Raw genomic sequence first — 25,451 nt, 5'->3', positions numbered from 1 at the left:
CCGCCGACCGCCGGTCTGGTGTTTGATAGGCACGTGACCGCGGACCGGAGCGAAGGCGAGCAGCGGCTCGTCGAGAAGGCGCAGCGCGCGCTCGTCGCCATCAGCCTTGGCGAGGACACCGAGGCGCTGGAAGAGGTCACGCCCACGTCGCAGGAGCCGGGCGAACGCGACGAGGAAACCAAAGAGCTGATGCTGCTGCTCTTCGGCGAGTGCAGCGCCATGGTGTCGACCCTCGGCGACGGCGGCACCGCCCCGGTCAAGGTGCAGGTGTTCGACGAGGCGGGCGAAGAGGTTTCGATCGACCAGGCCGACCCGCCGGTCCGCACCGCCGTCCGCACGCTGCTGGCCGAGGTGCACGGCAACACCGCCGCCGCGCGCGAACAGGTCGAGATCGCGCTGGCGAGCGCCGCGCCGAACGAGGTGGACAGCCTCCTGCTGCAGGCACTGCGCTGGACGATCCGGCTGTCGGTCGAATGCCTCGAACGGGATCTGCCGGTGGCGGGCTGGATCTCGGACGCCGTCGCGGGCTGACTGTCTCGTCTCGCCCGTCCGTGTCCGCTGCAACGCCACAGTGGGTTTCCCGAGTGCGGCGTCGTTACGGCGCTGCGCAGGCTCAGGTCGACGGTGCCGCCTGGCCTGGGTCGCGGGTGTGCTGGCCGTGAGGGGAACCCTGAGGGAATCTGATTCCCTCAGGGTGGCCCTCACGGACCTCAAGACGCGGTCATGTCGGGACGAATCGGGCATTCCGGTGGTGGTGGTGTCTCTTGTGGACGGTCCGCGACTGAGGCCGCGCGGCTTGTAATAAGTCCCTGGCAACTGAATCAAATGCCGTGAGGGTTCCCCTCGCGGCATCCACGCCAGCACAACCGCGCTCATCGACCGAGGGCGGCTTCGCGCACCGCGTTCGTGGAGGGTTTTGTTCCTTCGGCAGCGGGCGGGCGTGGTGGCGAGGTCCGTGAAGGGCTCCTTGAGGGAATCAGATTCCCTCAAGGAGCCCTTCACGGACCTCGGAGGGAGGAGTCGCCCAGCGCGCCGCAGCACCCTCGCAAGCACCGCTACCCCGAACCCGCCGCACACCCGCGCTACCGAGAAAGCCTCACTGGGTATTCCACCCGCACCCAATGTCACACTGCGGTGCCGAGGACTGGGCTGGACAGGGCGGTTAACGAGCACTAACATCTCCGGCGGAGTTAACGACCGCTAACGTCTCGACGGAGAGTCATGGACACGCCGGTACTGCGCAGTTCCGCGGATCCGAACAGCGACACCTTCACCCGCAGCGTCACTTCGCACGGAGAATTGGTCGAGGATCTGCACAAGCGGCTCGCCGCCGCTCGTCTCGGCGGGCCGGAGAAGTCGCGCGCCCGCCATGTGGAACGCGGCAAGCTGCTGCCCCGCGACCGGGTGGACGCGCTGCTGGACCCGGGATCCCCGTTCCTCGAACTGTCCCCGCTCGCGGCCACCGGGCTGTACGACGACGAGGCCCCGTCGGCGGGCATCATCACCGGGATCGGGCGGGTGTCCGGCCGCGAATGCGTGATCGTCGCCAACGACGCCACGGTCAAGGGCGGCACGTACTACCCGATGACGGTGAAGAAGCACCTGCGGGCGCAGGAAGTCGCCCTGCACAACAACTTGCCGTGCATTTACCTGGTCGACTCGGGCGGCGCGTTCCTCCCGCGCCAGGACGAGGTCTTCCCGGACCGCGAGCACTTCGGCCGGATCTTCTACAACCAGGCCACCATGTCCGCTCGCGGCATCCCGCAGATCGCCGCCGTGCTCGGCTCGTGCACCGCCGGCGGCGCCTACGTCCCGGCGATGAGCGACGAAGCGGTCATCGTGCGCAATCAGGGCACCATTTTCCTCGGCGGCCCGCCGCTGGTGAAGGCCGCGACCGGCGAGGTCGTCACGGCCGAGGAACTCGGCGGCGGCGACGTGCACTCGCGGCAGTCCGGCGTCACCGACCACCTCGCGGACGACGACGCGCACGCGCTGCGCATCGTCCGCGACATCGTTTCCACGCTCGGCCCGCGCACGCCGCGGCCGTGGGACGTCAAGGCGATCGAGCCGCCCGCCGCGGACGAACGCGAGCTGTACGGCGTGGTGCCGACGGATTCGCGCACCCCGTACGACGTGCGCGAGGTCATCGCCCGCGTCGTCGACGGCAGCCGGTTCGCGGAGTTCAAGAAGGAATACGGCTCGACGCTCGTCACCGGCTTCGCGCACATCCACGGCCACCCGGTCGGCATCATCGCGAACAACGGCGTGCTGTTCGCCGAGTCCGCGATGAAGGGCGCGCACTTCATCGAACTGTGCGACCGGCGCTCGATCCCGTTGGTGTTCCTGCAGAACATCACCGGCTTCATGGTCGGCCGCGCGTACGAGGCGGGCGGCATCGCCAAGCACGGCGCGAAAATGGTCACCGCGGTGGCGTGCGCGCGGGTGCCGAAGTTCACCGTGATCATCGGCGGTTCCTTCGGCGCGGGCAACTACTCCATGTGCGGCCGGGCGTATTCGCCGCGGTTCCTGTGGATGTGGCCGAACGCGCGGATTTCCGTGATGGGCGGCGAGCAGGCGGCGTCGGTGCTGTCAACGGTGCGCCGCGACGCGATCGAGGGCCGCGGCGGCGAATGGTCCACTGAGGACGAAGAGACCTTCAAGGACCCGATCCGCGAACAGTACGAGGAACAGGGCAGCCCGTACTACTCCACCGCGCGGCTGTGGGACGACGGCGTGATCGACCCGGCGGACACCCGCACGGTGCTCGGCCTCGCGCTTTCGGTCGCGGCCAACGCGCCTTTGCCCGAGGTCAACTACGGCGTTTTCCGGATGTGATAGGGCATGTTCGAGGGTTCTCTATTTAACACTGTTCTGGTCGCCAACCGCGGAGAGATCGCGGTTCGCGTAATCCGGTCGCTGCGTGCGCTCGGGATCCGTTCGGTCGCGGTGTACAGCGACGCGGACGCCGACGCCCGGCACGTCCGCGAGGCCGACACCGCGGTGCGCCTCGGCCCGGCCGAAGCGGCGAAGAGCTACCTGTCGATCCCGGCGATCGTCGCCGCGGCAAAGGAAACCGGCGCGCAGGCGGTGCACCCGGGGTACGGCTTCCTCGCCGAGAACACCGCGTTCGCGCGGGCTTGCGCGGAGGCCGGGCTGGTGTTCATCGGCCCGCCGCCGGAAGCGATCGACAAGATGGGCGACAAGATCCGGGCGAAGGCCACGGTCTCCGCGGCCGGGGTTCCGGTCGTGCCCGGTGCGTCCGATATGGACATTCCGGAGGGCGGGTTCGCCGAAGCCGCCGCGAAAGTCGGCTATCCGCTGCTGCTGAAGCCGTCCGCGGGCGGTGGCGGCAAGGGCATGCGCCTGGTGCACCAAGAGTCCGAATTGGACGCTGCGGTCGAGTCCGCGCGCCGGGAAGCGAAGAGTTCCTTCGGCGACGACACGCTGCTCATGGAGCGGTTCGTCACCACGCCAAGGCACATCGAGATCCAAGTGCTCGCCGACACCCACGGCACCGTGCTGCACCTCGGCGAACGCGAGTGCAGCCTGCAGCGGCGGCACCAGAAGATCATCGAGGAAGCGCCGTCGGTGCTGCTCGACGAGGCCACGCGGGCGAAAATGGGCGCGGCGGCCGCGGAAGCCGCGCGGTCGGTCGGCTACGTCGGCGCGGGCACGGTCGAGTTCATCATGTCCGCGCACAATCCGGACGAGTTCTTCTTCATGGAGATGAACACCCGGCTGCAGGTCGAGCACCCGGTGACGGAAATGGTGACCGGGCTCGACCTGGTGTCCTGGCAGGTGCGGGTGGCGGCAGGGGAGCCACTCGGGCTGACGCAGGACGACGTGCGCCTCGACGGGCACGCGGTCGAGGCCCGCGTTTACGCCGAGGATCCCGCGCGCGGGTTCATCCCGACCGGCGGCACGGTGCTCGCCGTGCACGAGCCCTCCGGCGACGGCGTGCGGGTGGACTCGTGGATGTCGGTCGGCGCGGTGGTCGGGTCGAACTACGACCCGATGCTGGCGAAGATCATCGCGCACGGCCCGGACCGCGCGTCGGCGCTGCAGAAACTGGACCGCGCGCTGGCCGACACCGCGTTGCTCGGCCTCGGCACGAACATCGCGTTCCTGCGCGGCCTGCTCGCCGACGAGGACGTCCGCGCCGGACGGCTGGACACCGAACTGGTGGACCGGCGACTGTCCGAATTGGTCTCCTCGGAAGTCCCGGCAGGCTTTTTCGTCGCCGCGGCCATGGACCGGCTGATCTCGCTGCAGCCGAACGGTGCGGTCGTGGACCCGTGGGACATCCCGAGCGGATGGCGGCTCAGCGGTCCCGGCGGGATCACTTTCCGCTTGCGTACCGGGGAAAACCAGGCCGTGGTGCGGGTCGAGGGCACGCCGTCGGACGCTTCGGTGCAGGTGGACGACGCCGAGCCGGTGCGCGTTTCCGCCCGCCGCGAAGGCGATCTGCTCGAGGTGCGCCGGGCGAACGGCGTGGAGCGGTACCGCTGTGCGGACGGTCCACAACGGACAGTGTGGCTGGCGAGGGAAGGCCGGTCGTTCGCGTTCGCCGACCAGGAATTCACGTTGTCCTCGCGCGGCGAGGCGGCGGGTGCCGGTCCGGTGAAGAGCCCGATGCCGGGAACGGTGCTGGTGGTGAAGGCCGCCGAAGGCGACGCGGTGAGCGCGGGGACGCCGCTGCTGGTCGTCGAGGCGATGAAGATGGAGCACACAGTGACCGCGCCGATCGACGGTGTGGTGACTGAGCTTTCGGTGCGGGTCGGCCAGCAGGTCGCGCTCGACGAGACGCTGGCCGTGGTGAGTGCGGCGGAGGAGAAGCAGTGATCGACTTCCGGCTGGACGACGAGTACGAGGCGCTTCGCAAGACGGTCGAGGACTTCGCGCAGGCGGAGGTCGCGCCGGTGATCGGGCCGCTGTACGAGAAGGAAGAATTCCCGTACGAGCTGGTCGCCAAGATGGGCGAGATGGGTCTGTTCGGCCTGCCGTTCCCGGAGGAGTTCGGCGGCATGGGCGGGGATTACTTCGCGCTGTGCCTCGCACTGGAGGAACTGGCGCGGGTCGATTCCTCGGTCGCGATCACGCTGGAGGCGGGGGTTTCGCTCGGCGCGATGCCCATCTACCGCTTCGGCACCCAGGAGCAGAAGGAAACCTGGCTCCCGATGCTGACCACGGCCGAGGCGCTCGGCGGGTTCGGCCTCACCGAACCCGGCGGCGGCTCGGACGCCGGGGCCACCCGCACGCGCGCCCGGCTCGACGGCGACGAGTGGGTCATCAACGGCAGCAAGGCGTTCATCACCAACTCCGGCACCGACATCACGAAACTGGTCACCGTCACCGCGGTCACCGACGTGATGGAGAACGGCCGCAAGGAGATCTCGGCGATCATCGTCCCGTCCGGCACGCCGGGCTTCTCGGTGGCCCCGAAGTACTCGAAGGTCGGCTGGAACTGCTCGGACACCCACGAACTGTCCTTTTCGGACGTCCGGGTGCCCGCGGAGAACCTGGTCGGCAAGCGCGGGCGCGGCTACGCGCAGTTCCTGTCCATTTTGGACGAGGGACGGGTGGCGATCGCGGCGCTGAGCGTCGGTCTCGCGCAGGGCTGCGTGGACGAATGCCTGAAGTACGCGAAGGACCGCGTCGCGTTCGGCCACCGGATCGGCGAGTACCAGGCGATCCAGTTCAAGATCGCGGACATGGAGGTCCGCGCGCACACGGCCCGGCTGGCGTACTACCAGGCGGCGTCGAAGATGCTGCGCGGCGAACCGTTCAAGAAGGAAGCGTCGATCGCGAAGCTGGTGGCGTCGAACGCGGCGATGGACAACGCCCGCGACGCGACGCAGATCTTCGGCGGATACGGCTTCATGAACGAATTCCCGGTCAGCCGCTTCTACCGCGACGCGAAGATCCTGGAGATCGGCGAGGGCACCAGCGAGGTCCAGAAGATGCTGATCGCGCGCCACCTCGGGGTCGGCGCCTGAGACCCAGCGCCGCCGGGGCGTCCGGGCGGAGTCCCGGCGGCGCTGCTTCACTGGTCCCTATGGAGTTCACCATCCGGCCTGGGGCCGCCGGAGACGCAGCCGTTTTGCTGGGATTTTTCGACGACGCCGTCGAATGGCTGGTCGCGCGCGGCAGCGCGGGCCAATGGGGCACGCAGCCGTGGAGCACCAACCCGAAACGCGTCGAACGGGTGCACGAGTTCGTGGCCGAACCCGGATTCCGGATGGCGGAGATCGACGGAAAACCCGCAGGCGCGCTGATCCTCGGGCAGCCCATGCCCTACACCCCGCAGGTCGACGAGCCCGAACTGTACGTGCGGCTGCTCATCACGTCTCGCCGGTTCACCGGGCACCGGGTCGGCTCGCGGCTGCTGGAGCACGCGATGGACGAGGCGAAACGGCGTGGGATCGACCTCGTGCGCGTCGACTGCTGGGCGGGCGGCGACGGCGATCTGCCGCGTTATTACGAGAGCCAGGGCTTCAAGCCGACCGAGCAGTTCACTGTCGACGGCTGGCTCGGCCAGGTCCTTGAGCAACGGGTTGGGGGATAGCGGCGCGGACTGATCCGGAGGACGATATTGGCACAGTGTCAATAGACTGAGGAGTCCGCCATGGCGAGGCAGTCGCTCTCCGGAAAGGTCGTTGTCGTCACGGGCGGCGCGCAGGGCATCGGGGCGGCCACCGCCGCCGCGCTGCACCGGCGCGGCGCCCGGCTGGTGCTCGGCGACCTCGATCGGATCCGCGCCGAGAAAACCGCCGGCGAGCTGGGCCCGGACGTGGTCGCGTCGCCGCTGGACGTCACCGACACGGCCGCCTTCACCGCGTTCCTGGACGACGTCGAACGCACCATCGGGCCGATCGACGTGTTGATCAACAACGCCGGCATCATGCCGCTTTCGCCGCTGGACGAGGAGGACGACGCGGCCACGCGGCGGCTGCTGGAGATCAACGTGCACGCGGTCGTGCACGGCACGCGCGAGGCGGTCAAGCGGATGAAGCCGCGCGGTCGCGGGCACATCGTGAACGTGGCGTCGATGGCCGGAAAGTCCGGATTCTCCGGAGCGGCTACGTACTGCGCTACGAAACACGCCGTGGTCGGGTTGTCCGAGTCGGTGCGGCTGGAGCTGCGCGGCACCGGTGTCGAGGTGTCGTGCGTGATGCCCGCGGTGGTGCGCACCGAACTCGCCTCCGGGTTGGGCGAGGCGCGGTTCATCAAGTCGGTGGGGCCCGAGGACGTCGCGGCGGCGATCGTCGACGCGCTGGAGCGGCCGAAGTTCGACGTCTTCGTCCCGAAATCGCTCGATCTGACCGGCCGGATCACCAGGCTGTTCCCGCGTCCGTTCGGCGAATGGCTGGTGCGCGCCCTGGGCGGCGACCAGTTGCTCGCGTCGGCCGCGCATTCGCCCGAGCGCGCCGAGTACGAGGGCAGGGCCGCCCGGAGCGCGCCGTCGGCCGTCCCGCCTGGTGGGAGCAGCTGAGGCGGACGTGCGCTTGCCGGGTGCTTGCGGGAGTGGCGTGTTGATGCCGCGCCCGCGCGCACGGCAAGATGCCCGGCAGACGACGAGTTCCAGGAGGCGCAGCATGGTTTCCCCACCGGCCCGGTTGGCTGCCGCGGCGGCCAATGTCGTGGGCAAGGTTTTCCAGGGTGGGGTCGCCGATCTGCGGCCGATGCCGAGGGTGCTGATCGACCAGGGGCCCAACCGGTCGGTGTACCGGATGACGCACGGCGCGGCCACGACCTCGGGCCCGCCGGTGCTGCTGGTGCCGCCGCTGGCCGCGCCGGCGCTGTGCTTCGACCTGCGCCGCGGCTGCAGCCTCATCGAGCACCTGGTCGAGGGCGGACGCCCGACCTACCTGGTCGACTACGGCATGGTCGCGTTCTCCGACCGCAGGCTCGGCATCGAGCACTGGATCGACGAGGTGCTGCCGAGGGCGATCCGGAAGGTCAGCGAGGACGCCGGCGGACAGGGCGTGCACCTGGTGTCGTGGTCGCTCGGCGGGATCTTCTCGATGCTGGTCAGCGCGGACCAGCCGGGCCTGCCGATCGAATCGATCACCGCGGTCGGCTCGCCGGTCGATTTCACCGCGATCCCGATCGTCGCGCCGTTCCGCCCGCTCGTGGACCTGACCGGCGGGCACCTGCTCACCCCGGTGTACCGGGTGTTCGGCGGCGCACCGTCCTATTTGGTCACCCGGGTGTTCCGCGCCACCGGGATCTCCAAGGAGATCACGAAACCGCTGGCGATCCTGAAAAACCTCGACGACCGCGACTACCTCGCGCAGATCGAGGCCGTGGACCACTTCATGGACAACATGTACGCCTATCCCGGGCGCACGTTCGGCCAGCTGTACCACCGCCTGTTCCGCACCAACGACCTCGCCGAGGGCACCGTCGACCTGAACGGGCGCAAGATCAGCCTGTCCGACGTGAAGACGCCGATGCTGGTGGTGGCGGGCGAAAACGACACCATCGCGCCGCGGGCGTCGGTGGAACGCGTGGTGCAGCTGCTGGAGAACGCACCGGAGGTCCGGTTCCGCACCGCGCCCGGCGGGCACCTCGGCGTGCTCACCGGACGCCGCGCCCGCGGCACGACCTGGCGGTACCTGGACGAGTTCCTGGACGACCGGGTCAGCTAGCCGAGGGCTGCGCCGGGAAGAACCACGTCCGCACGTCGCGGGTGAGCAGCGCCCGCAGCGCGAGCCCGGAGAAAATCAGCGGCAGCAGACCGGGCAGGCCCTTGCTGAGCAGCGTGACGACGCTGTTCAGCACCAGGAGGCTTTCGATGACCGCGGCGGTCACGTAGGCCCATTGCTGACGCTTGGGCAATACGACCGCGCACACCGCGAGCGCGATGGCGGTCGCGTAGGTGATCGCGATGTAGAGCTGCGTGAGGCTGATCAGCTCGATCAGCGAAACCCCGGCCATCCCGGCCAGCAGCAGCGGGCCGATCGCGCTCAGCGCGACCTGGATCCACATGAAGATGCGGGCCTGTTTGAGGTCGGCCGGCGCCACCGGAGCGGTCATGCCGGGCAGATTAGGGCATTTCCGCGGCTTTCCGCGTGAATTGCGGGCGGCGGAGATCAATCCGATATCCGCGCGAAGTCGGTGAAAAACCGGCGGTACCGTGAAGCGGTGATCGCTGCATACGTGACGTCGCTCGGCGACAGTTCCGAGATCAAGGTCGGGCAGCTCCCGAACCCCGAGCCGGGGCCGCGCGAGGTGCTGGTGAAAGTCTCCGCGGTGACGGTGAACCACGTCGACACCTTCATCCGCTCCGGCGCTTATCCCACCGCTCTTTCGTATCCGTTCGTCATCGGCCGGGATCTGGTGGGCACTGTTGTCTCGTCGCCAATAGACCGCTTCGCTCCGGGCGACCGAGTGTGGTGCAACAGCCTCGGCCACGACGGTCGGCAAGGGTCCTTCGCCGAGTACTGCGCGGTGCCCGAGGAACGGCTTTATCGCTTGCCGGACGGGGTTTCCGACGACGCCGTCGCGGTCCTGCACACCGCCGCCACCGCGTATCTGGGCCTCTTCGAACACGCCGGCGCCGGGTACGGCGAGACGATCGCGGTCCTCGGCGCGGCGGGAGGCGTCGGCAGTGCGGTCGTCCAACTCGCTTCGACCGCCGGCCTGCGCGTCGTCGCGACCGCCCGCGCCGAGGACGCGGAATGGTGCCGGGAATGCGGTGCCGATGAAGTTTTCGACTATTCCGATCCCGACCTCTACCGCAAACTCCCCGTGGTGGATCTGCTGTGGGACAACGCCGGAAAACACGACCTGGTCTCGGCGGTGCCACTCCTGTCCCGCGGCGGCCGCATCGTGGCGATGGCCGGAATGGAGTCGAAACCGACGCTGCCGATCGGCGAGCTGTACACCCGCGACGCCAGCATCCGCGGTTTCGCCATCAGCAACGCCGGTGTCACCGCGCTGGGTTCCGCTGCCCGCGTCATCAACCGGGGCCTGTCCACCGGAATCCTCCGGCCCCGGATCGGCACTCGCCTGCCCCTGGCGTCGGCCGCGGAAGCACACCGGTTGCAGGAGTCAGGCGAGGCACGAGGCCGGATCGTGCTGGAGGTCTGATCCCGCGACGTCACACGGTGAGGACGACCTTGCCCCGCAGATGACCGCCTTCGAGCAGCCGATGCGCGTCGGCGATGCGCTCGAACGGGAACGTCTCCTGCACGTGGACCCGCAGCTTGCCCTGCTCGACGAGCGCGACCAGCTCCCGCAGTGCGATCGGATCAGGCTCGACCGCGATGCCGCTGAACCGCATCCCGGCCGCCTCGAACTTCGCGATGAGCGCGGTGTCCTCCTCCGCGACCGCCGTCACCAGGTGCCCGCCTGGCCGGAGCACCCCCAGCGAGCGCTCAGCCGCGTCGCCGCCAAGCGTGTCGAGCACAACGTCGATATCTTTGGCAGCTTCGGAGAAATCGACCTTCGTGTAGTCGATGACTTCGTCGGCCCCGAGCCCCTCGACGAACTCCCGCTTGCTCTCGCTGGCAGTGGTAATCACATGCGCGCCAAGGGCTTTGGCAAGCTGGATCGCGACATGCCCGACCCCGCCGCCACCGCCGTGAATCAGAACGCGATCGCCCGCCGTCACGCCACCGAGGTCGACCAACCCTTGCCACGCCGTCAACCCGACGACCGGCAACGCCGCGGCCTCGACGTGCGAAAGCTCCTTCGGCTTCTTGACAAGATGCAAGGCCGGAGCAGCCACCATCTCGGCGTACGCGTTGGCCGCGCGGGGAAACAACGGCATGCCGAACACTTCGTCGCCAGGCCGGAACCGCCAGCTCAACGCCTCTTCGACCACGCCGCTGACGTCCCACCCGAGCACGAACGGCGGTTCGCCGAGCAACGGAAACTCGCCCTCGCGCAACCGCGCCTCCAACGGATTGAGCCCGATCGCCTTGACGCGCACGAGGACTTCGGTAGGCAAGGCCCGGGGCTCCGGCGCGTCCACGATCGTGAGCATTTCGGGACCGCCGAGCTTCTGCTGGGTGATGATTCGCATGACTCTCCTGGTTTCTGGAGGGGTACGAAAACCAGGCTAGGAATCCGATAGGTACCTGCGGGTACCTTGGACTCCATGAGCGGTACCCGCGGCATCTTCCTCGCCGATTGCCCAGCGCGCTTGGCCGTCGACTTGATCGCCGACAAGTGGACAGTGGTCGTGCTCGCGGGCCTCAGCGAGGGCCCAGTCCGCCACGGCGACCTGGTCGAGCTGATCGGTGGCATCTCGAGGAAGGTGCTCACCCAGACGCTGCGTCGACTGGAAGCACACGGGCTCGTTCGCCGCCAGGCGTACGCGGAGGCACCACCGCGGGTCGAGTACGAGTTGACACCGCTGGGAGCTACGTTGATCGAGCCGATCCATACGCTGACGGAGTGGGCTCGGGCTAATGGGGACGCGGTTTTGGATGCGCTGGATTCGGCTCAACAGAACAGTTGAGTGACGGCGTCGACTGAGAAGACCGCACGGCCCGCTTCGGGCGAGCGGGCCGAGCGGTCTCGATCACTTCAACTCAGCCGACGACTTCCCCAGCACCCGCCGAGCCACGATCAGCTGCTGGATCTGTTGCGTCCCCTCGAAAATGTCCAGGATCTTCGCATCCCGGGACCACTTCTCCAGCAGCGATTCCTCCGTGTACCCATACGATCCGGCCAGCTCGACGCACTTCAGCGTCACATCGACCACGGTCCGGCCGGCTTTCGCCTTGGCCATCGAAGCCTGCAGCGAGTTCGGCTGACGGTTGTCCGCCATCCACGCCGATTCCAGCGTCAGCAGGTAGGCGGCCTCGTAATCCGCCTCCAACTGCAGGAAAGTCGCGGCCGCGGCGTGCTGGGTCAGGGCCGGGCGGTCGTAGTCGATCACCACGCCCGCTTCGGCGAGGATGCGGCGGGTTTCGTCGAGTGCCGCACGGGCGACGCCGATTGCCATCGCGGCTACCAGCGGGCGGGTGTTGTCGAAGGTCTGCATGACCCCGGCGAAACCCTTGGCCGTGTCGATTTCCGGCGTGCCCAGGAGGTTTTCCTTCGGCACGCGGCAGTTCTCGAAGCGCAGCACGGCGGTGTCGGAGGCGCGGATGCCCAGTTTGTGTTCCACGCGCACGACCTCGAAGCCCGGCGTGCCCTTCTCCACCACGAACGACTTGATCGCGGCGCGGCCCTTCGTGCGGTCGAGCGTCGCCCAGACCACGACGGCGTCGGCGCGCTGGCCGGACGTCACGAAGATCTTTTCGCCGTTCAGGATGTAGTCGTCGCCGTCCTCGGTGGCCGTCGTGGTGATGGCGGCCGAGTCCGAACCGCAGCCGGGCTCGGTGATCGCCATCGCGGCCCACAAGCCCTTGAACCGCTCGAGCTGCTCGTCGGTCGCCACCGAGCCGATCGCGGCGTTGCCGAGGCCCTGGCGCGGCATGGACAGCAGCAGGCCGACGTCGCCCCAGCACATTTCGATCGTGCCGAGCACCACGTTCAGGTTGGCGCCGTTGCGGTTTCCCTTGGGGCCGTCGTCCTTTTCGGACCGGCGGACGCCCGCCGCGCCCGCGCCGCCTTCGCCGGAGGAATTGAGTCCGTCCAGCAGCGCGGCGAACATGTCCAATTCGGACGGATAGGTGTGCTCGGCGCGGTCGTACTTGCGCGAGATCGGCCGGAACACCTCGGCCGCAGCCTGGTACGCCTGGTTGATCAGCGCGCCGGCCTTCTTCGGAGCTTCCAGGTTGATCATGAGTTGCCTTTCGGAGCAAGAAAAAGGATCAGAGGAGGACGGCGCCTTCCATCACGCCGATCGCCCGCAGGTCGCGGTACCAGCGCTCCACCGGATGCTCCTTCACGAACCCGTGCCCGCCGAGCAGCTGCACGCCGGCGTTGCCGATCTGCATGCCCTTGTCCGTCGCGAGCTTGCGGGCGAGCGCCGCTTCCCGCGCGTATTCCTTGCCCTGCTCGGCCCGGGCGGCCGCGCGCAGCGTGACCAGGCGCAGGCCCTCCAGCTCGATCGCGATGTCCGCCACCGAGAACGCGACCGCCTGCCGTTGGCTGATCGGTTCGCCGAACGCGGTGCGCTCGTTCACGTAAGGCACCACGTAGTCCAGCACGGCCTTGCCGACACCGGCGGCGAGCGCCGCCCAGCCGAGCCGGGAAAGCCGGACCACCTCGGTGAACACGTCCGCCTTGCCGCCGCCGAGCAGTGCGCCCGCGGGCAGCGAAACCTTCTCCAGGTGCAGCTTCCCGGTGGCCGCGCCGCGCAGGCCCATCGCGGGTTCGGACTCGATCGTCACGCCCGCGTTGGACGATTCCACCAGGAACAGCGCCGGTCCGCGGCCTTCCAGATCGGCCGAGACGATGAACAGCTCGGCCTCCGCCGCACGCGGGACGAGCGACTTCACACCGTCGAGCTGGTAGCCCTTCGGGGTCCGCTTCGCCTTGGTGGCGGGCTTGAACGGGTCGAACAACGGCGTCCGCTCCAGCAGCGCGAGCGCCGCGGCGGGCACCTGCTCGCCGGTGAACGCGGGCACGTAATCGGCCTGCTGCTGCTCGTCGCCCCACGCGACCAGCGCGGTGCTCACCGCGGACGGAGCCAGCACGGCCACCGCCAGTCCGAGGTCGCCGTGCGCGAGCGCCTCCGCGACCAGCGCGTTCGTCACGACCGAACGCTCAGTGCCCGCTCCGCCCAGCTCTTCCGGAATCCCGACGAGGCTGACGCCCAGCTCGGCCGCGCGACTCAGCAGACCCTCCGGCGCGGTGAGCTTCTCGTCGGCGTCCGCGGCGGCCGGACGCAGCTGTTCGGCGGCGAACTCGCTGACTGTCTCGACGATGAGCTTCTGGTCCTCGTCCGGCGTCAGGTCGAACAGCCCGCGGTCGTCCGGCTTCGCCAGCCGCGCCGGTTTGCCCAGCCGCTGGACCGAGGTGAACGACCTGGTCGCCGCCCCCGCCGCGCGGAACCCGCTGCGGGTCCCCGTCTTGACCAGGTTCTGCACCGGCCCGCGCAGCCCGACCCGGTCGATCGCCTTGCTCCCGGCCAACCGGGTGAGCGCGGCCAGGCCGAGGCCCATCGCGTCTCGTTTCCTTGGCGCAGCCATGCAGCATCTCCCTCGCGTTACCTACTCACGAGTAGGTTAGCGCGGCGATGCGGAATCCGCCAGTGCGGCCCGGCTCACCCGACGACCGGCCGCCGGGCCAGCGACGTGCGTTCGAACGCGATGAGCAGCAGGACCGAGGCCGTGACGATCAGCAGCAGCGAGGTCGCGGGCACGTGTCCCACCAGCGGGGTGAGGGCGAGCAGCAGCGCCGCGAGCACGAGCCGCTGCCGGTTCCAGCTGCCGAGGTTGCGCCGCCGCAGCGAGCTGAGCGCGACCAGGTACAGCGCGAGCCCGCCGGTCAGCGCCCACAGTGCGACGCCGTGCAGCGAGTCCGCCGGACTGTGGTCCAGAGTCAGGAACGTCTTCTTCAGCCCGAGCGCGACGAGCACGATGCCGGCGATGAGCGGCAGGTGCAGATAGGTGTAGGAGTCGGTGGCGATCTTGGTCCGCGCGAGGCCTTCGGCTTGGGCGAGCCTGCGTTCGGCGACGTTGGCGACCAGATCGAAGTACGTCCACCACATCCCGGCGGCGAGCGCGATCCCGCAGATCGCCGACCCGGCGACGAGGCCGGTGATCGGCACGTGCCCGATCCCGATGCCGATCGCCACGACCGATTCGCCCAGCGCGATGATCACGATCAGCCCGAACCGCTCGGCGAAGTGCGCGGGCGAGTGCAGCCGCCAGCCCGCAGGACCGGTCAGATAGACGTTGAGATAGTCCACCGCCAGCGCGACCACCCACAGCGCTGGCTGCCACGGCCCGCCCACGACATCGGCGACGGCCAGCAAAGCCAGGCTCGGGAGCAGTCCGCGCAGCATCTTCAGCAGCACCAGGCGCAGTTCGGCGTCGTGCCGCGCGGCCCCGACGTACGCGACGATATGCAGCAGCCGCACGACGCCGTAACAAGCGACGAACAGCAACGGCCCATCGAGCCCGCCCGGTTGGTTGGTGAGTGCCTGCGGCACGGTGAGCGCGACGAGGAACATCACCGCCATCGCGCCGAACATCGCCAGCCGGGCGATGCCGTGGTCGACGTGGATGGTCGTGCCGAGCCACGCGTAGCTGCACCAGCACCACCACAGCACCATCAGCACCAGCAGTCCCTCGCCGACGCCGAGGAGGCTCAGGTGTCCGGCCATCAGTTCGGTCGTCTGCGTGATGGCGTAGACGAAGACCAGATCGAAGAAAAGCTCAAGGGTCGTGACGCGGTGGCCTTCGTCCGCGCGAACCAGATGCAGCAGTCTCGTGGGCACGGCCGATGCTGACACGGATGGGCGACCGATCGGGGCGGTTTCGCTGACAGCGTGCGACCGACCTCGCGAGGTTCTCTTCTCTCAGAAGTTGTGACTTCACCTCTGAAGTACTTCACTAGTGAAGTTGCAACAACTTTTTAGAGAGAACCACTTGCGAAGTGGTCTGCCCGCCCGCCGCGACCGCCGTCAGCCGAGCCCGAGAACCGCGTGCAGCACCGCCGTCAGCTCCGTCTGCAGATGCGGCCTGTTCTTGATCCGCCCGGTCCGGCTGAGGTCGTTAGCGATGGTCAGCGCGGCGTGCACCCGGATCTTCGCCTCGCGCGCCGGAAGCTCCGGAAACACCGCGCACAGCAAGGAAACCCACTGGTCGACGTAGTCCCGCTGGACGCGGCGCAGATCCGCCTTGTCCCGCTGCGGCATGGTCGCGCGGTCCGCGGTGAAGGACACCAGCAGTTCCGGCGTGCGCAGCAGAATGTGCACGTACGACGCGGCGAGGCGGCCCAACGCGGATCGTTCGTCCGGGGCCCGCAGTGCCTGTTCGGCGGCCAGCGCGAGCCGGTCGGCGGCGCGGTGTCCGATCGCGACCATCAGCGCGGCTTTGCTGGGGAAGTGCCGGTACACGCTGGGCCCGGCGATGCCTGCCGCCGCGCCGATGTCCTCCATGCTCACCGTGTGGAAGCCGCGTTCGGCGAAGAGCCCGGTCGCGGCGGTCAGCACCTGCTCGCGGCGGGACGGCGTGCCGAGGCTGCTCGCGACCGGCGGCGCGGGTTCGTCCGGGACCGGCAGTGAGGCGTTGAGCACAGTCTGCGCCAGTTCGACCAGCAGCGGCACGAAGCGCTTGCGCGCCACCGACGTGTGGTGCACCGCGACACTCCCGAACACCGACAGCGCGGCCCAGCACAGCAGTTCGGCCTCGTCCGCGGACAGCTCGGGACGCAGGGTGAGCAGGGCTTTCGTCCACGCGTCGAGCACGGCGCCGGACCGGCGGCGGATCTCCCGGCGCTGCTCGCGCGGCAGATGCGGACCCTCCCAGCGCCACAGCGCGGCGATCTCCCGGCGTTCGACCGCCTGCGTCGCGAGGCCGGTGAGCAGGGCGTCCAGCTGGGCGAGCGGCGGCGCGGAATCGGCGAGCGCGGCCGCGGTGGCCGACTCCATGTCGTCGATCCCGGCGAGCACGACGTAGGCGAGGATCGCCTGCTTGTCGGCGAAATGCCGGTACAGCGCGGGGCCGGTGACCCCCGCCGCCGCGGCGATGTCGTTGATCCCGACGCCGTGGAACCCCCGCGCGCGGAACAGCTCGGCCGCGACGGCAGCGAGCTGGGCCTTGCGGTCGCGAGGGCGCGTACCGCGGGCGGGATACGTACTCATGGTGAACTGACCATAGCGCTAATCGAAACTACGGCAACCCATTGACACCATGGGGTTCATCGGGCTTATGTTAATGGCCATTAGCACTTACCGGCCGGTATAGTCGGCCGCGAGATACACCGCAGTGTCCATCCATGCCGCTTCGCGGAGGAGTTGTTCAGTGAGTAGCGAGGCCTACATCTACGAGGCGTTGCGCACGCCCCGGGGCAAGAACAAGGGCGGTGCCCTGCACGGCACCAAGCCGGTCGACCTGGTGGTCGGCCTCATCCAGGAGCTGAAGGTCCGCCACCCGAACCTCGATCCGCAGGCGATCGACGACATCGTGCTCGGCGTCGTGTCCCCGGTGGGCGAGCAGGGCGCGGACATCGCGCGCACCGCCGCGCTCGTCGCGGGCCTGCCGCAGACCGTCGCGGGCGTGCAGCTCAACCGGTTCTGCGCGTCCGGGCTCGAGGCCACGAACGTCGCCGCGCAGAAGGTCCGCTCCGGCTGGGACCAGCTGGTCATCGCGGGCGGCGTGGAGTCGATGTCGCGCGTGCCGATGGGTTCCGACGGCGGCGCGCTGTTCATGGACCCGGCCACCGCCTACGACCACTACATCGCCCCGCAGGGCATCGGCGCGGACCTGATCGCGACGATGGAGGGCTTCTCCCGCGAGGACGTCGACGCCTTCGCGGTCCGCTCGCAGGAGAAGGCCGAGGCGGCCTGGTCCGGCGGCTACTTCGCGAAGTCCGTGGTGCCGGTCAAGGACATGAACGGCGTCACGATCCTCGACCACGACGAGCACCGCCGTCCGGGGTCCACTGTGGAGGGTCTGGCGAAGCTCAAGCCCGCCTTCACCACGATCGGCGAGATGGGCGGCTTCGACGCCGTCGCGCTCCAGAAGTACCACCAGGTCGAGAAGATCGACCACGTGCACACCGGCGGCAACTCGTCCGGCATCGTCGACGGGTCGGCCATCGTGCTGGTCGGTTCCGAGCAGGCGGGCAAGACCTTCGGCCTCACGCCGCGGGCGCGCATCGTCGCCACCGCCTCGATCGGGTCCGAGCCCACGATCATGCTGACCGGTCCGACCCCGGCCACCGAGAAGGTGCTGAAGACCGCGGGCCTGACCCCGGACGACATCGACCTGTGGGAGCTCAACGAGGCGTTCGCGTCCGTCGTGCTCAAGTGGCAGAAGGACCTGAACCTTCCGGACGAGAAGATCAACGTCAACGGCGGCGCGATCGCCATGGGCCACCCGCTCGGCGCCACCGGCGCGATGCTGGTCGGCACCGTGGTCGACGAGCTGGAGCGCCGCGAGGCGCGCCGGGCGCTGGTGACGCTGTGCATCGGCGGCGGCATGGGTGTCGCGACCATCATCGAGCGGGTGTGAGGACCGAGATGACCGAAAGCAAGACCATCCGCTGGGACAAGGATTCCGACGGCATCGTCACGCTGACCCTGGACGACCCGGACCAGTCGGCGAACACGATGAACCAGGCCTTCCGCGAGTCGCTCGCCGCGACCGTGGACCGCCTCGAGGCGGAGAAGGACGACATCACCGGTGTCGTGCTCACGTCCGCGAAGAAGACCTTCTTCGCCGGCGGCGACCTGCGCGACCTGATCCAGGCGAAGCCGGAGCACGCGGCGGAGATCACCGCGTCCAGCGGCGCGATGAAGAGCCAGATGCGCCGGCTCGAGCAGCTCGGCAAGCCGGTCGTCGCGGCCATCAACGGCGCGGCGCTCGGCGGCGGCCTCGAGATCGCGCTCGCGACGCACCACCGCATCGCGGCCGACGTCAAGGGCAGCCAGATCGGCCTGCCTGAGGTCACGCTCGGCCTGCTGCCCGGCGGCGGCGGCGTGGTCCGCACCGTGCGGCTGCTCGGCATCCAGAGCGCGCTGCTGAACGTCCTGCTGCAGGGCCAGCGGATGAAGCCGCGCAAGGCGCTGGAGATCGGCCTGGTGCACGAGGTCGTGGACACCGTCGACGAGCTGGTGCCCGCCGCGAAGGCGTGGATCAAGGCCAATCCCGAGGGCGGCGTGCAGCCGTGGGACGTCAAGGGCTACAAGATCCCGGGCGGCACCCCGTCGAACCCGAGCTTCGCGGCGAACCTGCCCGCGTTCCCGGCGAACCTGCGCAAGCAGCTCAAGGGCGCGCCGATGCCCGCGCCGCGCGCGATCCTCGCCGCCGCGATCGAGGGTTCGCAGGTCGACTTCGACACCGCGATCCAGGTCGAGACCCGCTACTTCGTGAGCCTGGCGATCGGGCAGGTCTCGAAGAACATGACCAAGGCGTTCTTCTTCGACCTGCAGACGATCAACTCCGGCGGTTCGCGTCCGGACGGGTTCGAGAAGTTCACCGCCAAGAAGGTCGGCGTGCTCGGCGCCGGGATGATGGGCGCCGCGATCGCCTACGTGTCCGCGAAGGCGGGCATCGACGTGGTCCTCAAGGACGTCTCGCAGGAGGCGGCTGACAAGGGCAAGGGCTACGCGGTCAAGCTCGAGGAGAAGGCGCTCTCGCGCGGCAAGACCACGCAGGAGAAGTCGGACGCGCTGCTGGCGCGGATCAAGCCGACCGCCGACCCGGCCGACTTCGCCGGCGTCGACTTCGTCATCGAGGCCGTGTTCGAGAGCGTCGAGCTGAAGCACAAGGTGTTCGGCGAGATCGAGAGCATCGTCAACGCGGACGCGGTGCTGGGTTCCAACACCTCGACGCTGCCGATCACCACCCTCGCCGAGGGCGTGCAGCGCACCGAGGACTTCATCGGGATCCACTTCTTCTCGCCGGTGGACAAGATGCCGCTGGTCGAGATCATCTGCGGCGAGAAGACGTCGCCCGCCACGCTGGCGAAGGTCTTCGACTACACGCTGCAGATCCGCAAGACCCCGATCGTCGTCAACGACAGCCGCGGCTTCTTCACCTCGCGGGTCATCGGCACCTTCATCAACGAGGCCGTGGCCGCGCTGGGCGAGGGCGTCGAGCCGGCGTCGATCGAGCAGGCGGGTTCGCAGGCCGGTTACCCGGCGCCGCCGCTGCAGCTGATGGACGAGCTGACCCTGACGCTGCCGCGCAAGATCCGCGCGGAAACCCGTGCCGCGATCGAGGCCGCGGGCGGCACCTGGAACGCGCACGCGTCCGAGGCCGTCATCGACACGATGCTCGACAAGTACGACCGCAAGGGCCGTTCCACCGGGGCGGGCTTCTACGAGTACGACGAGAACGGCAAGCGCACCGGTCTGTGGCCGGGCCTGCGCGAGGCGTTCAACTCGGGTTCGGCGGACGTGCCGTTCGAGGACCTCAAGGAGCGCATGCTCTTCGCCGAGGCGCTGGAAACGGTGAAGTGCTTCGACGAGGGCGTCCTGACCTCGGTCGCGGACGCCAACATCGGGTCCATCTTCGGCATCGGTTTCCCGCCCTGGACCGGTGGCGTGATCCAGTACATCAACCAGTACGAGGGCGGCCTGCAGGGCTTCGTGGACCGGGCCCGCGAACTGGCGGCGCGGTACGGCAGCCACTTCGAGCCGCCGCAGTCCCTGGTGGAGAAGGCCGCCAAGGGCGAGATTTACGAGTAAAAAAGATATTTCTCCGCGGGGCCGCTCCGGTTTTTCCGGGGCGGCCCCGTTTTTCATGTCTATTCAGGACGATTTCTGCTGTTTTCGTAAGGTGATCAAGGAACGGTCGACCGCGGTCGCTCAGCGTGAACTCGGGTCGTCCGGACGGCTGAACCCGGACTACTCGAATGGCCGCTGTCCGAGGGCGGAAACCCTTGGCATGGCGGCATAATTCCGGGACCCCTCCCCTGAGCCGCGTGGTTTACTTCGGCATGGACCAGACGGTGGCAGTCGCGGGGGAGCAGCTCGCGTTCGCTGGTGCGGATCGGCTCGTCAAGCTCATCGGGGCGCTTTACCAACGATCTCGAATCGGCGACCGGCCGCGGGAATTGCTGGACGACGGAGAATGGCGTCCCGGTTATCACCGGGAGCGCGCCGGGCGGCGCGGGCTGCCGATGGTGTGCCTCGTCGGCGACGCGCGCGCGGGCGTGCTCAAGGAGCTGGCGTCCCGGCTGCAGAACGCGGAACCGGCGGGCACCGTGCGTTCGGTCTATCTGCCCCTCGCCGATCGGCAGGACACCGATTCCGCCGCCGAGGCGACCAAGGAGAGCGTCGATGCCGTGCGCGACCTGCTGTGGCACGTCCGCAACAGTCTCGTCCGCAGCGGCCGCACCCGGGAAAGCCGGTTGCGGTTCCGGCTGTTCACGCTGGTCGATCAGCTCATGGCGAAGCAGTTTCCGGACGGCGACACCGATCCCGAACGCACGCTGTTGCGCGAGCTGCAGGAGAACGGCCTGCTGGTCCGCTTCCGCTCGGCCATCGACAGCGTCAGCCGCGAGCTGGTGCCGCAGCATCCGGCGTGGCGATTTCCGTTGCTGCTGCTGCGGTTGCTGACGTTCGGCACCTTCCGGCTCGCGGTCACCGGGCGCGTGCCGGGGCTGTCCGGGCGGTACCGGTGGTTCCTGCGCCAGCCGCACCTCGCACCGGAGATGTCCGGCAGTTTCGTGCGCTTCGCGCTGCGGCTCACCGACGGCGAATGGCAGAAGGAATCGCCCGAGTACGTCGCGCGGCTGCTGGTCAACGCGTTCCTGGAAGACCTGCGCCGCGAGTACCGGCTGCGGCCGTGGCAGTTCTGGCGGCGGCGCCGGATGACCTATCCGGTGCTGCTGCTCGACGAGGTCGGTCCCGCGAACGGCGGTTACCGGCTGCTCCGGCTGATGAACGACGTCCGCAACCAGGTCGGGCTTTTCGACCCGCTGTTGGTGGTGAGCGCGAGCCAGGCTCCGCCGCCGGACGCCGCGCCGAGCGAGGACCGGCCGAAGTACCACGCGACCGACGCCGCGGGCGCGTACCGGGTGTGGCAGAACCGGCTCAGCGCGGACCGGCGCGCCCGCCGCCCGACCGCGTGGTACCTGCCGATCGGGCTCGACGTGCCGCAGACGGAGCCCGAGGAAACCGAGGTGCGCAAGCGAATGCTGGCGCTCGGCGAGCACTACGACCTGTCCGGCGGACGCGGGCGGGCGGCGTGGTGGACGACGCGCTGGATCCGGGCCGGGGTGCCCGCGGTGGTGCTCGCGCTGGTCGCCGCGTTCGCCGTGGTGCGTTATCAGTCCTTTCTGGACAGTCACTGCGGCACGTCGAGCGAGTGGCTGACCCGGGTGGACGACCAGTGCGTCGGTGTGTCCGACGGCACCTTCACGCTGTTCTCCCCGGTCGACAAGGAGGGGACGATCCAGCAAGTCGAAGCCGTGGTCGCGGAGCAGAACCGGCGGGCCGAGGAACTGCACCAGCAGCATCCGGAACGGCCGTACATCACGCTGGTCGACCTGGAGGCGCTGACGTCGTCGAACGGCACCGCCGAGGGACTCACCGCGGAACGCGAATCGCTGGAAGGCTTCGCGGTCGCGCAGTCGCGGCAGCTCGACGCGACCGCGGCGGCCGAGCCGATCGTGCGCATGCTGATCGCCAACGGCGGCAAGGGAATGCTCCAGGGCGCGCAGGTCGCGCGCACCCTGCTGGAGATGGCAAAACAGGACCCCAGCATCGTCGGTGTGGTCGGACTCGACATGAGCAGCGAGCCGACCGCCACCACGATCCGCGCGCTCGGCGACGCGGGCATCCCGGTGGTCGCGGCGACCCTCACCGCGGATCAGCTCGCGGACCAGAACCCGATCTACTTCCAGGTCGCACCGCAAAACCGCCGGGAAGCAGCGGTGGCCGCGGCCTTTGCCGCCCAGCGCCCCGGTCCGCGCTCGCTTCGCATCTATTACTCCGACGACGACACTGACTTCTACAGTCCCAACCTTCGCGACAATCTGCTGAAAGAGTTCAAGGACAAGGGTTTCGCGGTCGAAGCACGCGCTTTCGTACCGGACGAAGGGCAAAAAACGAGGTCCGCGCATCTCCGCTACGGCGACCGGCTCGTGGGCAACGCGGGTGCCGCCGGGCGCGACAGTTGCTCCTACAACGGGTATGCGTTCTTCGCCGGACGAGGCGTCCCCGATTTCGGAGCGTTCTTGGCTGGGGCCGCGCAATGCGGCAGCACCGCGACGATCATCGGCGACGACGATGTCGCGCGTTTCGTCGCCGACTCCGTTGCGCGAGAAGATCATCGTGCGCTGCCGTACTACTATTTCGCGCTCGCGAACGCGCCGGCGACACCCGCGAAAGGTCTCGCGCGCGACTTCTACTCCACGCTCAACGCCAAGTTCTCCTTTGAACACACCGAAAAAGGCCGCTCGTTCGACGGACACGCGGCGTTGTCCTACGATGCCGCGCTGGTGATGATCACCGCGACCGCGTACCTGCGGGAGACGTCGTCGAAAATCCCGGTCACTCCAGGTGCGGTGTGGCGGGAGATCGCCGCGATCCACACCTCGCGGCCGGACGCGAACCAGATCAACAAATACATCGAGGGGGTGAGCGGAACCATCGACTACGGCGGCGACATCGGCAGGCACGTCCCGCAGGACAAACCGCTCGCGGTGCTGCAGGTCCAAGGCGGAGAAGTCGACCCGGCGCTACAGGGCTTCTGCGGCAAGTCGGTTCTGCGCGCCCCGGACCCGTGGTGTCCCGCGGACGGCTGAGCCCGCGGGCGCGTGAGACGATGCCCGCGGAGGAGCCGATGACTGCCGAAGAGCAATTACCCGTCCTGGACGAACATCGCGTCACCGTGCCCGCCGACGCCGAGACCACCTGGCGCGCGGTCAACCAGGTCGCAGAACGCTTCTCCGGCCGGTTGGCCACCGCGTACGCCTGGGCGGTCCGCTGCGCCGATTGGAAGGCAACTGGTCCGCGTCCGCTCGCGGAAGGATCCACCGTGCCCGGCTTCCGGGTCGTGGTCGCCGAACCGCCGCACCAGCTTGCGCTTGCCGGACGACACCAGTTTTCCGAGTACCGCCTCACCTTCCGGCTCGAATCCCTCTCCGCCGCACAGACCGTGGTCCGCGCCGAAAGCCGGGCCCGGTTCCCCGGGGTGGCCGGAGCGGGCTACCGCTTGCTCGTCGTCGGAAGCGGCGGCCACGTCTTCGGCGTGCGGCGAATGCTGGCGACGATCTCGCGGCTCGCGAAGGACTGACTCGACGGTTGCGTTTCGCGTTCTCCCCGCAGCCGGGCGGCTAGGCCACGCGATCATTGGGCCAAACGGACCAGTCCGGTAAGTCGGATCGATCACGAACCGCCCGTTCCGCGCGCCGCGCCCGGTAGCGTGCGAATCCGGTACGGCATACGGAACGGGGGACGTGGTGGCGCGGGCGGGTTCGGGGCCGATCATCGTGGTGCTCGCCTCGTGCGGGCTGGTCGCTTCGTTCATGCAGACGCTGGTCATCCCGTTGATCCCGGCGTTCCCGAGACTGCTCGACACCACGCCGACGGACGCGTCGTGGGTCGTCACCGTCACGTTGCTCGCGGCGGCGGTCTGCACGCCGGTCGCGGGGCGGCTCGGCGATCTCTACGGCAAACGCCGCGTGCTGCTCGTGAGCCTCGCGGTGCTGATCGCCGGATCCGTGGTCTCGGCGCTCACCAGTTCGCTCGCGCTGATGATCGTCGGCCGCGGGTTGCAGGGCTGCGCGATGGGCGTCATTCCGCTCGGCATCAGCATCATGCGCGACGAACTGCCGCCGGACCGTGTGAGCGGCGCGATTTCGCTGATGAGCGCGACGCTCGGCGTCGGCGGTGCGATCGGGTTGCCGGTCGCGGCGATCGTGGCCGAGCACGCCGACTGGCACGTCCTGTTCTGGGGCGCGGCCGGGCTCGGGCTCGGGTGTGCGCTGCTGATCCTGCGGTTCGTTCCGGAATCGCCGGTCCGCACGCCCGCGCCGTTCGATTTCCTCGGCACGCTCGGGTTGATCGTCGGTCTCACCAGCCTGTTGCTGCCGATCGTGAAGGGTGGCGAATGGGGCTGGGGGAGTCCGGCGACGCTCGGGTTCGCCGCGACCGCCGTGGTCGTTCTCGCGGCCTGGGGGTGGTACCAGCTGCGCCGGCGGGACCCGCTGGTCGATCTGCGCGTTTCGGCGCGACGGCCGGTGTTGTTCACCAACCTCGCTTCGGTGCTCGTCGGCTTCGCGATGTACGCGATGTCGTTGTCGTTCCCGCAGTTGCTGCAGGCGCCTTCGGCGACCGGCTACGGACTCGGGCTCAGCATGGTCGAAGCCGGTCTGTGCCTCGCGCCGAACGGCCTGGTCATGATGGCCCTGTCCCCGGTCTCCGCGCGGCTGACCAATCGCTACGGCGCGCGCGTCACGCTCATGACCGGCGCGATCGTGATCGCGGTCGGCTACGTTTTCGCGATTTTCCTGATGGCCAACGCGGTCGAGCTGATCATCGCGTCGGTGATCATCGGGGCGGGCGTCGGCATCGCTTACGCCGCGATGCCCGCGCTGATCATGAGCGCGGTGCCGGTCACCGAAACCGCGTCCGCGAACGGGCTCAACTCGCTCATGCGGTCCGTCGGCACCTCGACGTCCAGCGCCGTGATGGCCACGATGCTCGCCCACCTGACGATCACCGTCGGCTCGTTCACCGTGCCTTCGCTCGCGGGCTTCCGCGCCACGTTCGCGGTCGCCGCGGTCGCGGCGGTGGCCGGGCTGGCGTTGACCGCGGTGGTGCCGCGATTCCGTGCCGCCAGCCCGGAACTCGCCCGGGTCTAGCGCCTCGTGAGTGTTTATGCCGGTTAGTACTCCAGCTGTAGTTCGTGATCTTGCTG

At 68.8% G+C, this 25,451-nt stretch carries 20 protein-coding genes; 14 read left to right on the top strand and 6 right to left on the bottom strand.

Annotated features, from left to right (window positions below; translation table 11 throughout):
* Nucleotides 1-33 precede the first annotated feature (33 nt).
* From EIZ45_RS40025 to EIZ45_RS39995, 7 genes are all read left to right on the top strand, one after another.
* Nucleotides 34-531 (top strand): hypothetical protein, encoded by a 498-nt coding sequence (locus tag EIZ45_RS40025; RefSeq protein WP_106961326.1) that lies wholly within the window; start codon nt 34-36, stop codon nt 529-531.
* 690 nt (nt 532-1,221) lie between these two features.
* The gene (locus tag EIZ45_RS40020) at nt 1,222-2,835 is read left to right on the top strand and encodes a carboxyl transferase domain-containing protein (RefSeq protein WP_134668676.1); all 1,614 of its coding nucleotides are present in this window, start codon (nt 1,222-1,224) and stop codon (nt 2,833-2,835) included.
* Nucleotides 2,836-2,841: 6 nt separating this feature from the next.
* Complete coding sequence (locus tag EIZ45_RS40015; RefSeq protein WP_134668674.1) at nt 2,842-4,842, top strand: acetyl-CoA carboxylase biotin carboxylase subunit; 2,001 nt, start codon at nt 2,842-2,844, stop codon at nt 4,840-4,842.
* Complete coding sequence (locus tag EIZ45_RS40010) at nt 4,839-5,996, top strand: acyl-CoA dehydrogenase family protein (RefSeq protein ID WP_043832814.1); 1,158 nt, start codon at nt 4,839-4,841, stop codon at nt 5,994-5,996. Before EIZ45_RS40015 ends, EIZ45_RS40010 begins: the two co-directional genes overlap by 4 nt.
* A 59-nt stretch (nt 5,997-6,055) precedes the next feature.
* On the top strand, nt 6,056-6,565 hold the full coding sequence (locus tag EIZ45_RS40005) for a GNAT family N-acetyltransferase (RefSeq protein WP_134668672.1): 510 nt from the start codon (nt 6,056-6,058) through the stop codon (nt 6,563-6,565).
* A 60-nt stretch (nt 6,566-6,625) separates the two neighbouring features.
* Nucleotides 6,626-7,492 (top strand): SDR family oxidoreductase, encoded by an 867-nt coding sequence (locus EIZ45_RS40000; protein ID WP_043832812.1) that lies wholly within the window; start codon nt 6,626-6,628, stop codon nt 7,490-7,492.
* Between the two features lie 103 nt (nt 7,493-7,595).
* Complete coding sequence (locus tag EIZ45_RS39995; RefSeq protein WP_037817139.1) at nt 7,596-8,651, top strand: alpha/beta fold hydrolase; 1,056 nt, start codon at nt 7,596-7,598, stop codon at nt 8,649-8,651.
* On the opposite strand, the gene EIZ45_RS39990 is transcribed toward EIZ45_RS39995, so the two are convergent.
* Nucleotides 8,644-9,039: a hypothetical protein gene (locus EIZ45_RS39990; RefSeq protein ID WP_037817136.1), complete on the bottom strand. Its 396-nt coding sequence runs from the start codon at nt 9,037-9,039 to the stop codon at nt 8,644-8,646. The genes EIZ45_RS39995 and EIZ45_RS39990 overlap by 8 nt on opposite strands.
* A 108-nt stretch (nt 9,040-9,147) precedes the next feature.
* Between EIZ45_RS39990 and EIZ45_RS39985 the strand changes: the two genes are divergently transcribed.
* Entirely contained in the window at nt 9,148-10,095 is a 948-nt protein-coding gene (locus tag EIZ45_RS39985; protein WP_134668669.1) for an NADPH:quinone reductase, read from the top strand.
* A 10-nt stretch (nt 10,096-10,105) separates the two neighbouring features.
* Here EIZ45_RS39985 and EIZ45_RS39980 read toward each other — a convergent pair whose 3' ends face one another.
* Entirely contained in the window at nt 10,106-11,032 is a 927-nt protein-coding gene (locus EIZ45_RS39980) for an NADP-dependent oxidoreductase (protein ID WP_134668667.1), read from the bottom strand.
* Nucleotides 11,033-11,107: 75 nt separating this feature from the next.
* On the opposite strand from EIZ45_RS39980, the gene EIZ45_RS39975 reads away from it, so the two are divergent.
* The gene (locus tag EIZ45_RS39975; RefSeq protein WP_134668664.1) at nt 11,108-11,470 is read left to right on the top strand and encodes a helix-turn-helix domain-containing protein; all 363 of its coding nucleotides are present in this window, start codon (nt 11,108-11,110) and stop codon (nt 11,468-11,470) included.
* Between the two features lie 63 nt (nt 11,471-11,533).
* Here the strand turns inward: EIZ45_RS39975 and EIZ45_RS39970 are convergent, their stop codons facing one another.
* The 4 genes from EIZ45_RS39970 to EIZ45_RS39955 all read right to left on the bottom strand — a co-directional run bounded on the left by EIZ45_RS39970 (nt 11,534) and on the right by EIZ45_RS39955 (nt 16,717).
* Nucleotides 11,534-12,745, bottom strand: a complete 1,212-nt coding sequence (locus EIZ45_RS39970; RefSeq protein WP_134668662.1) for an acyl-CoA dehydrogenase family protein — start codon at nt 12,743-12,745, stop codon at nt 11,534-11,536.
* Between the two features lie 28 nt (nt 12,746-12,773).
* Entirely contained in the window at nt 12,774-14,069 is a 1,296-nt protein-coding gene (locus tag EIZ45_RS39965) for an acyl-CoA dehydrogenase family protein (protein ID WP_134668745.1), read from the bottom strand.
* Between the two features lie 101 nt (nt 14,070-14,170).
* A complete protein-coding gene (locus EIZ45_RS39960) occupies nt 14,171-15,349 on the bottom strand; it encodes a low temperature requirement protein A (RefSeq protein ID WP_134668659.1) in 1,179 nt (392 codons plus the stop codon).
* Between the two features lie 186 nt (nt 15,350-15,535).
* Complete coding sequence (locus EIZ45_RS39955; protein WP_134668657.1) at nt 15,536-16,717, bottom strand: TetR/AcrR family transcriptional regulator; 1,182 nt, start codon at nt 16,715-16,717, stop codon at nt 15,536-15,538.
* 160 nt (nt 16,718-16,877) lie between these two features.
* Here EIZ45_RS39955 and EIZ45_RS39950 point away from each other — a divergent pair, with 160 nt between their 5' ends.
* From EIZ45_RS39950 to EIZ45_RS39930, 5 genes are all read left to right on the top strand, one after another.
* On the top strand, nt 16,878-18,089 hold the full coding sequence (locus tag EIZ45_RS39950; protein WP_037817122.1) for an acetyl-CoA C-acetyltransferase: 1,212 nt from the start codon (nt 16,878-16,880) through the stop codon (nt 18,087-18,089).
* A gap of 8 nt (nt 18,090-18,097) precedes the next feature.
* Nucleotides 18,098-20,269 (top strand): 3-hydroxyacyl-CoA dehydrogenase NAD-binding domain-containing protein, encoded by a 2,172-nt coding sequence (locus EIZ45_RS39945; protein ID WP_134668655.1) that lies wholly within the window; start codon nt 18,098-18,100, stop codon nt 20,267-20,269.
* 236 nt (nt 20,270-20,505) lie between these two features.
* Nucleotides 20,506-23,334, top strand: a complete 2,829-nt coding sequence (locus EIZ45_RS39940; RefSeq protein ID WP_240690904.1) for a hypothetical protein — start codon at nt 20,506-20,508, stop codon at nt 23,332-23,334.
* A 38-nt stretch (nt 23,335-23,372) separates the two neighbouring features.
* Complete coding sequence (locus tag EIZ45_RS39935; protein WP_134668653.1) at nt 23,373-23,825, top strand: hypothetical protein; 453 nt, start codon at nt 23,373-23,375, stop codon at nt 23,823-23,825.
* Between the two features lie 91 nt (nt 23,826-23,916).
* Nucleotides 23,917-25,395 carry an MFS transporter gene (locus EIZ45_RS39930; RefSeq protein WP_370318237.1) on the top strand — a complete coding sequence of 493 codons (1,479 nt, stop codon included), beginning with the start codon at nt 23,917-23,919 and terminating at the stop codon, nt 25,393-25,395.
* Nucleotides 25,396-25,451 lie beyond the last annotated feature (56 nt).

The sequence above is a fragment of the Amycolatopsis sp. CFH S0740 genome (assembly GCF_004522315.1).
Lineage (GTDB): Bacteria > Actinomycetota > Actinomycetes > Mycobacteriales > Pseudonocardiaceae > Amycolatopsis > Amycolatopsis nivea.
This window is presented reverse-complemented; position numbering and strand designations above follow the sequence as displayed.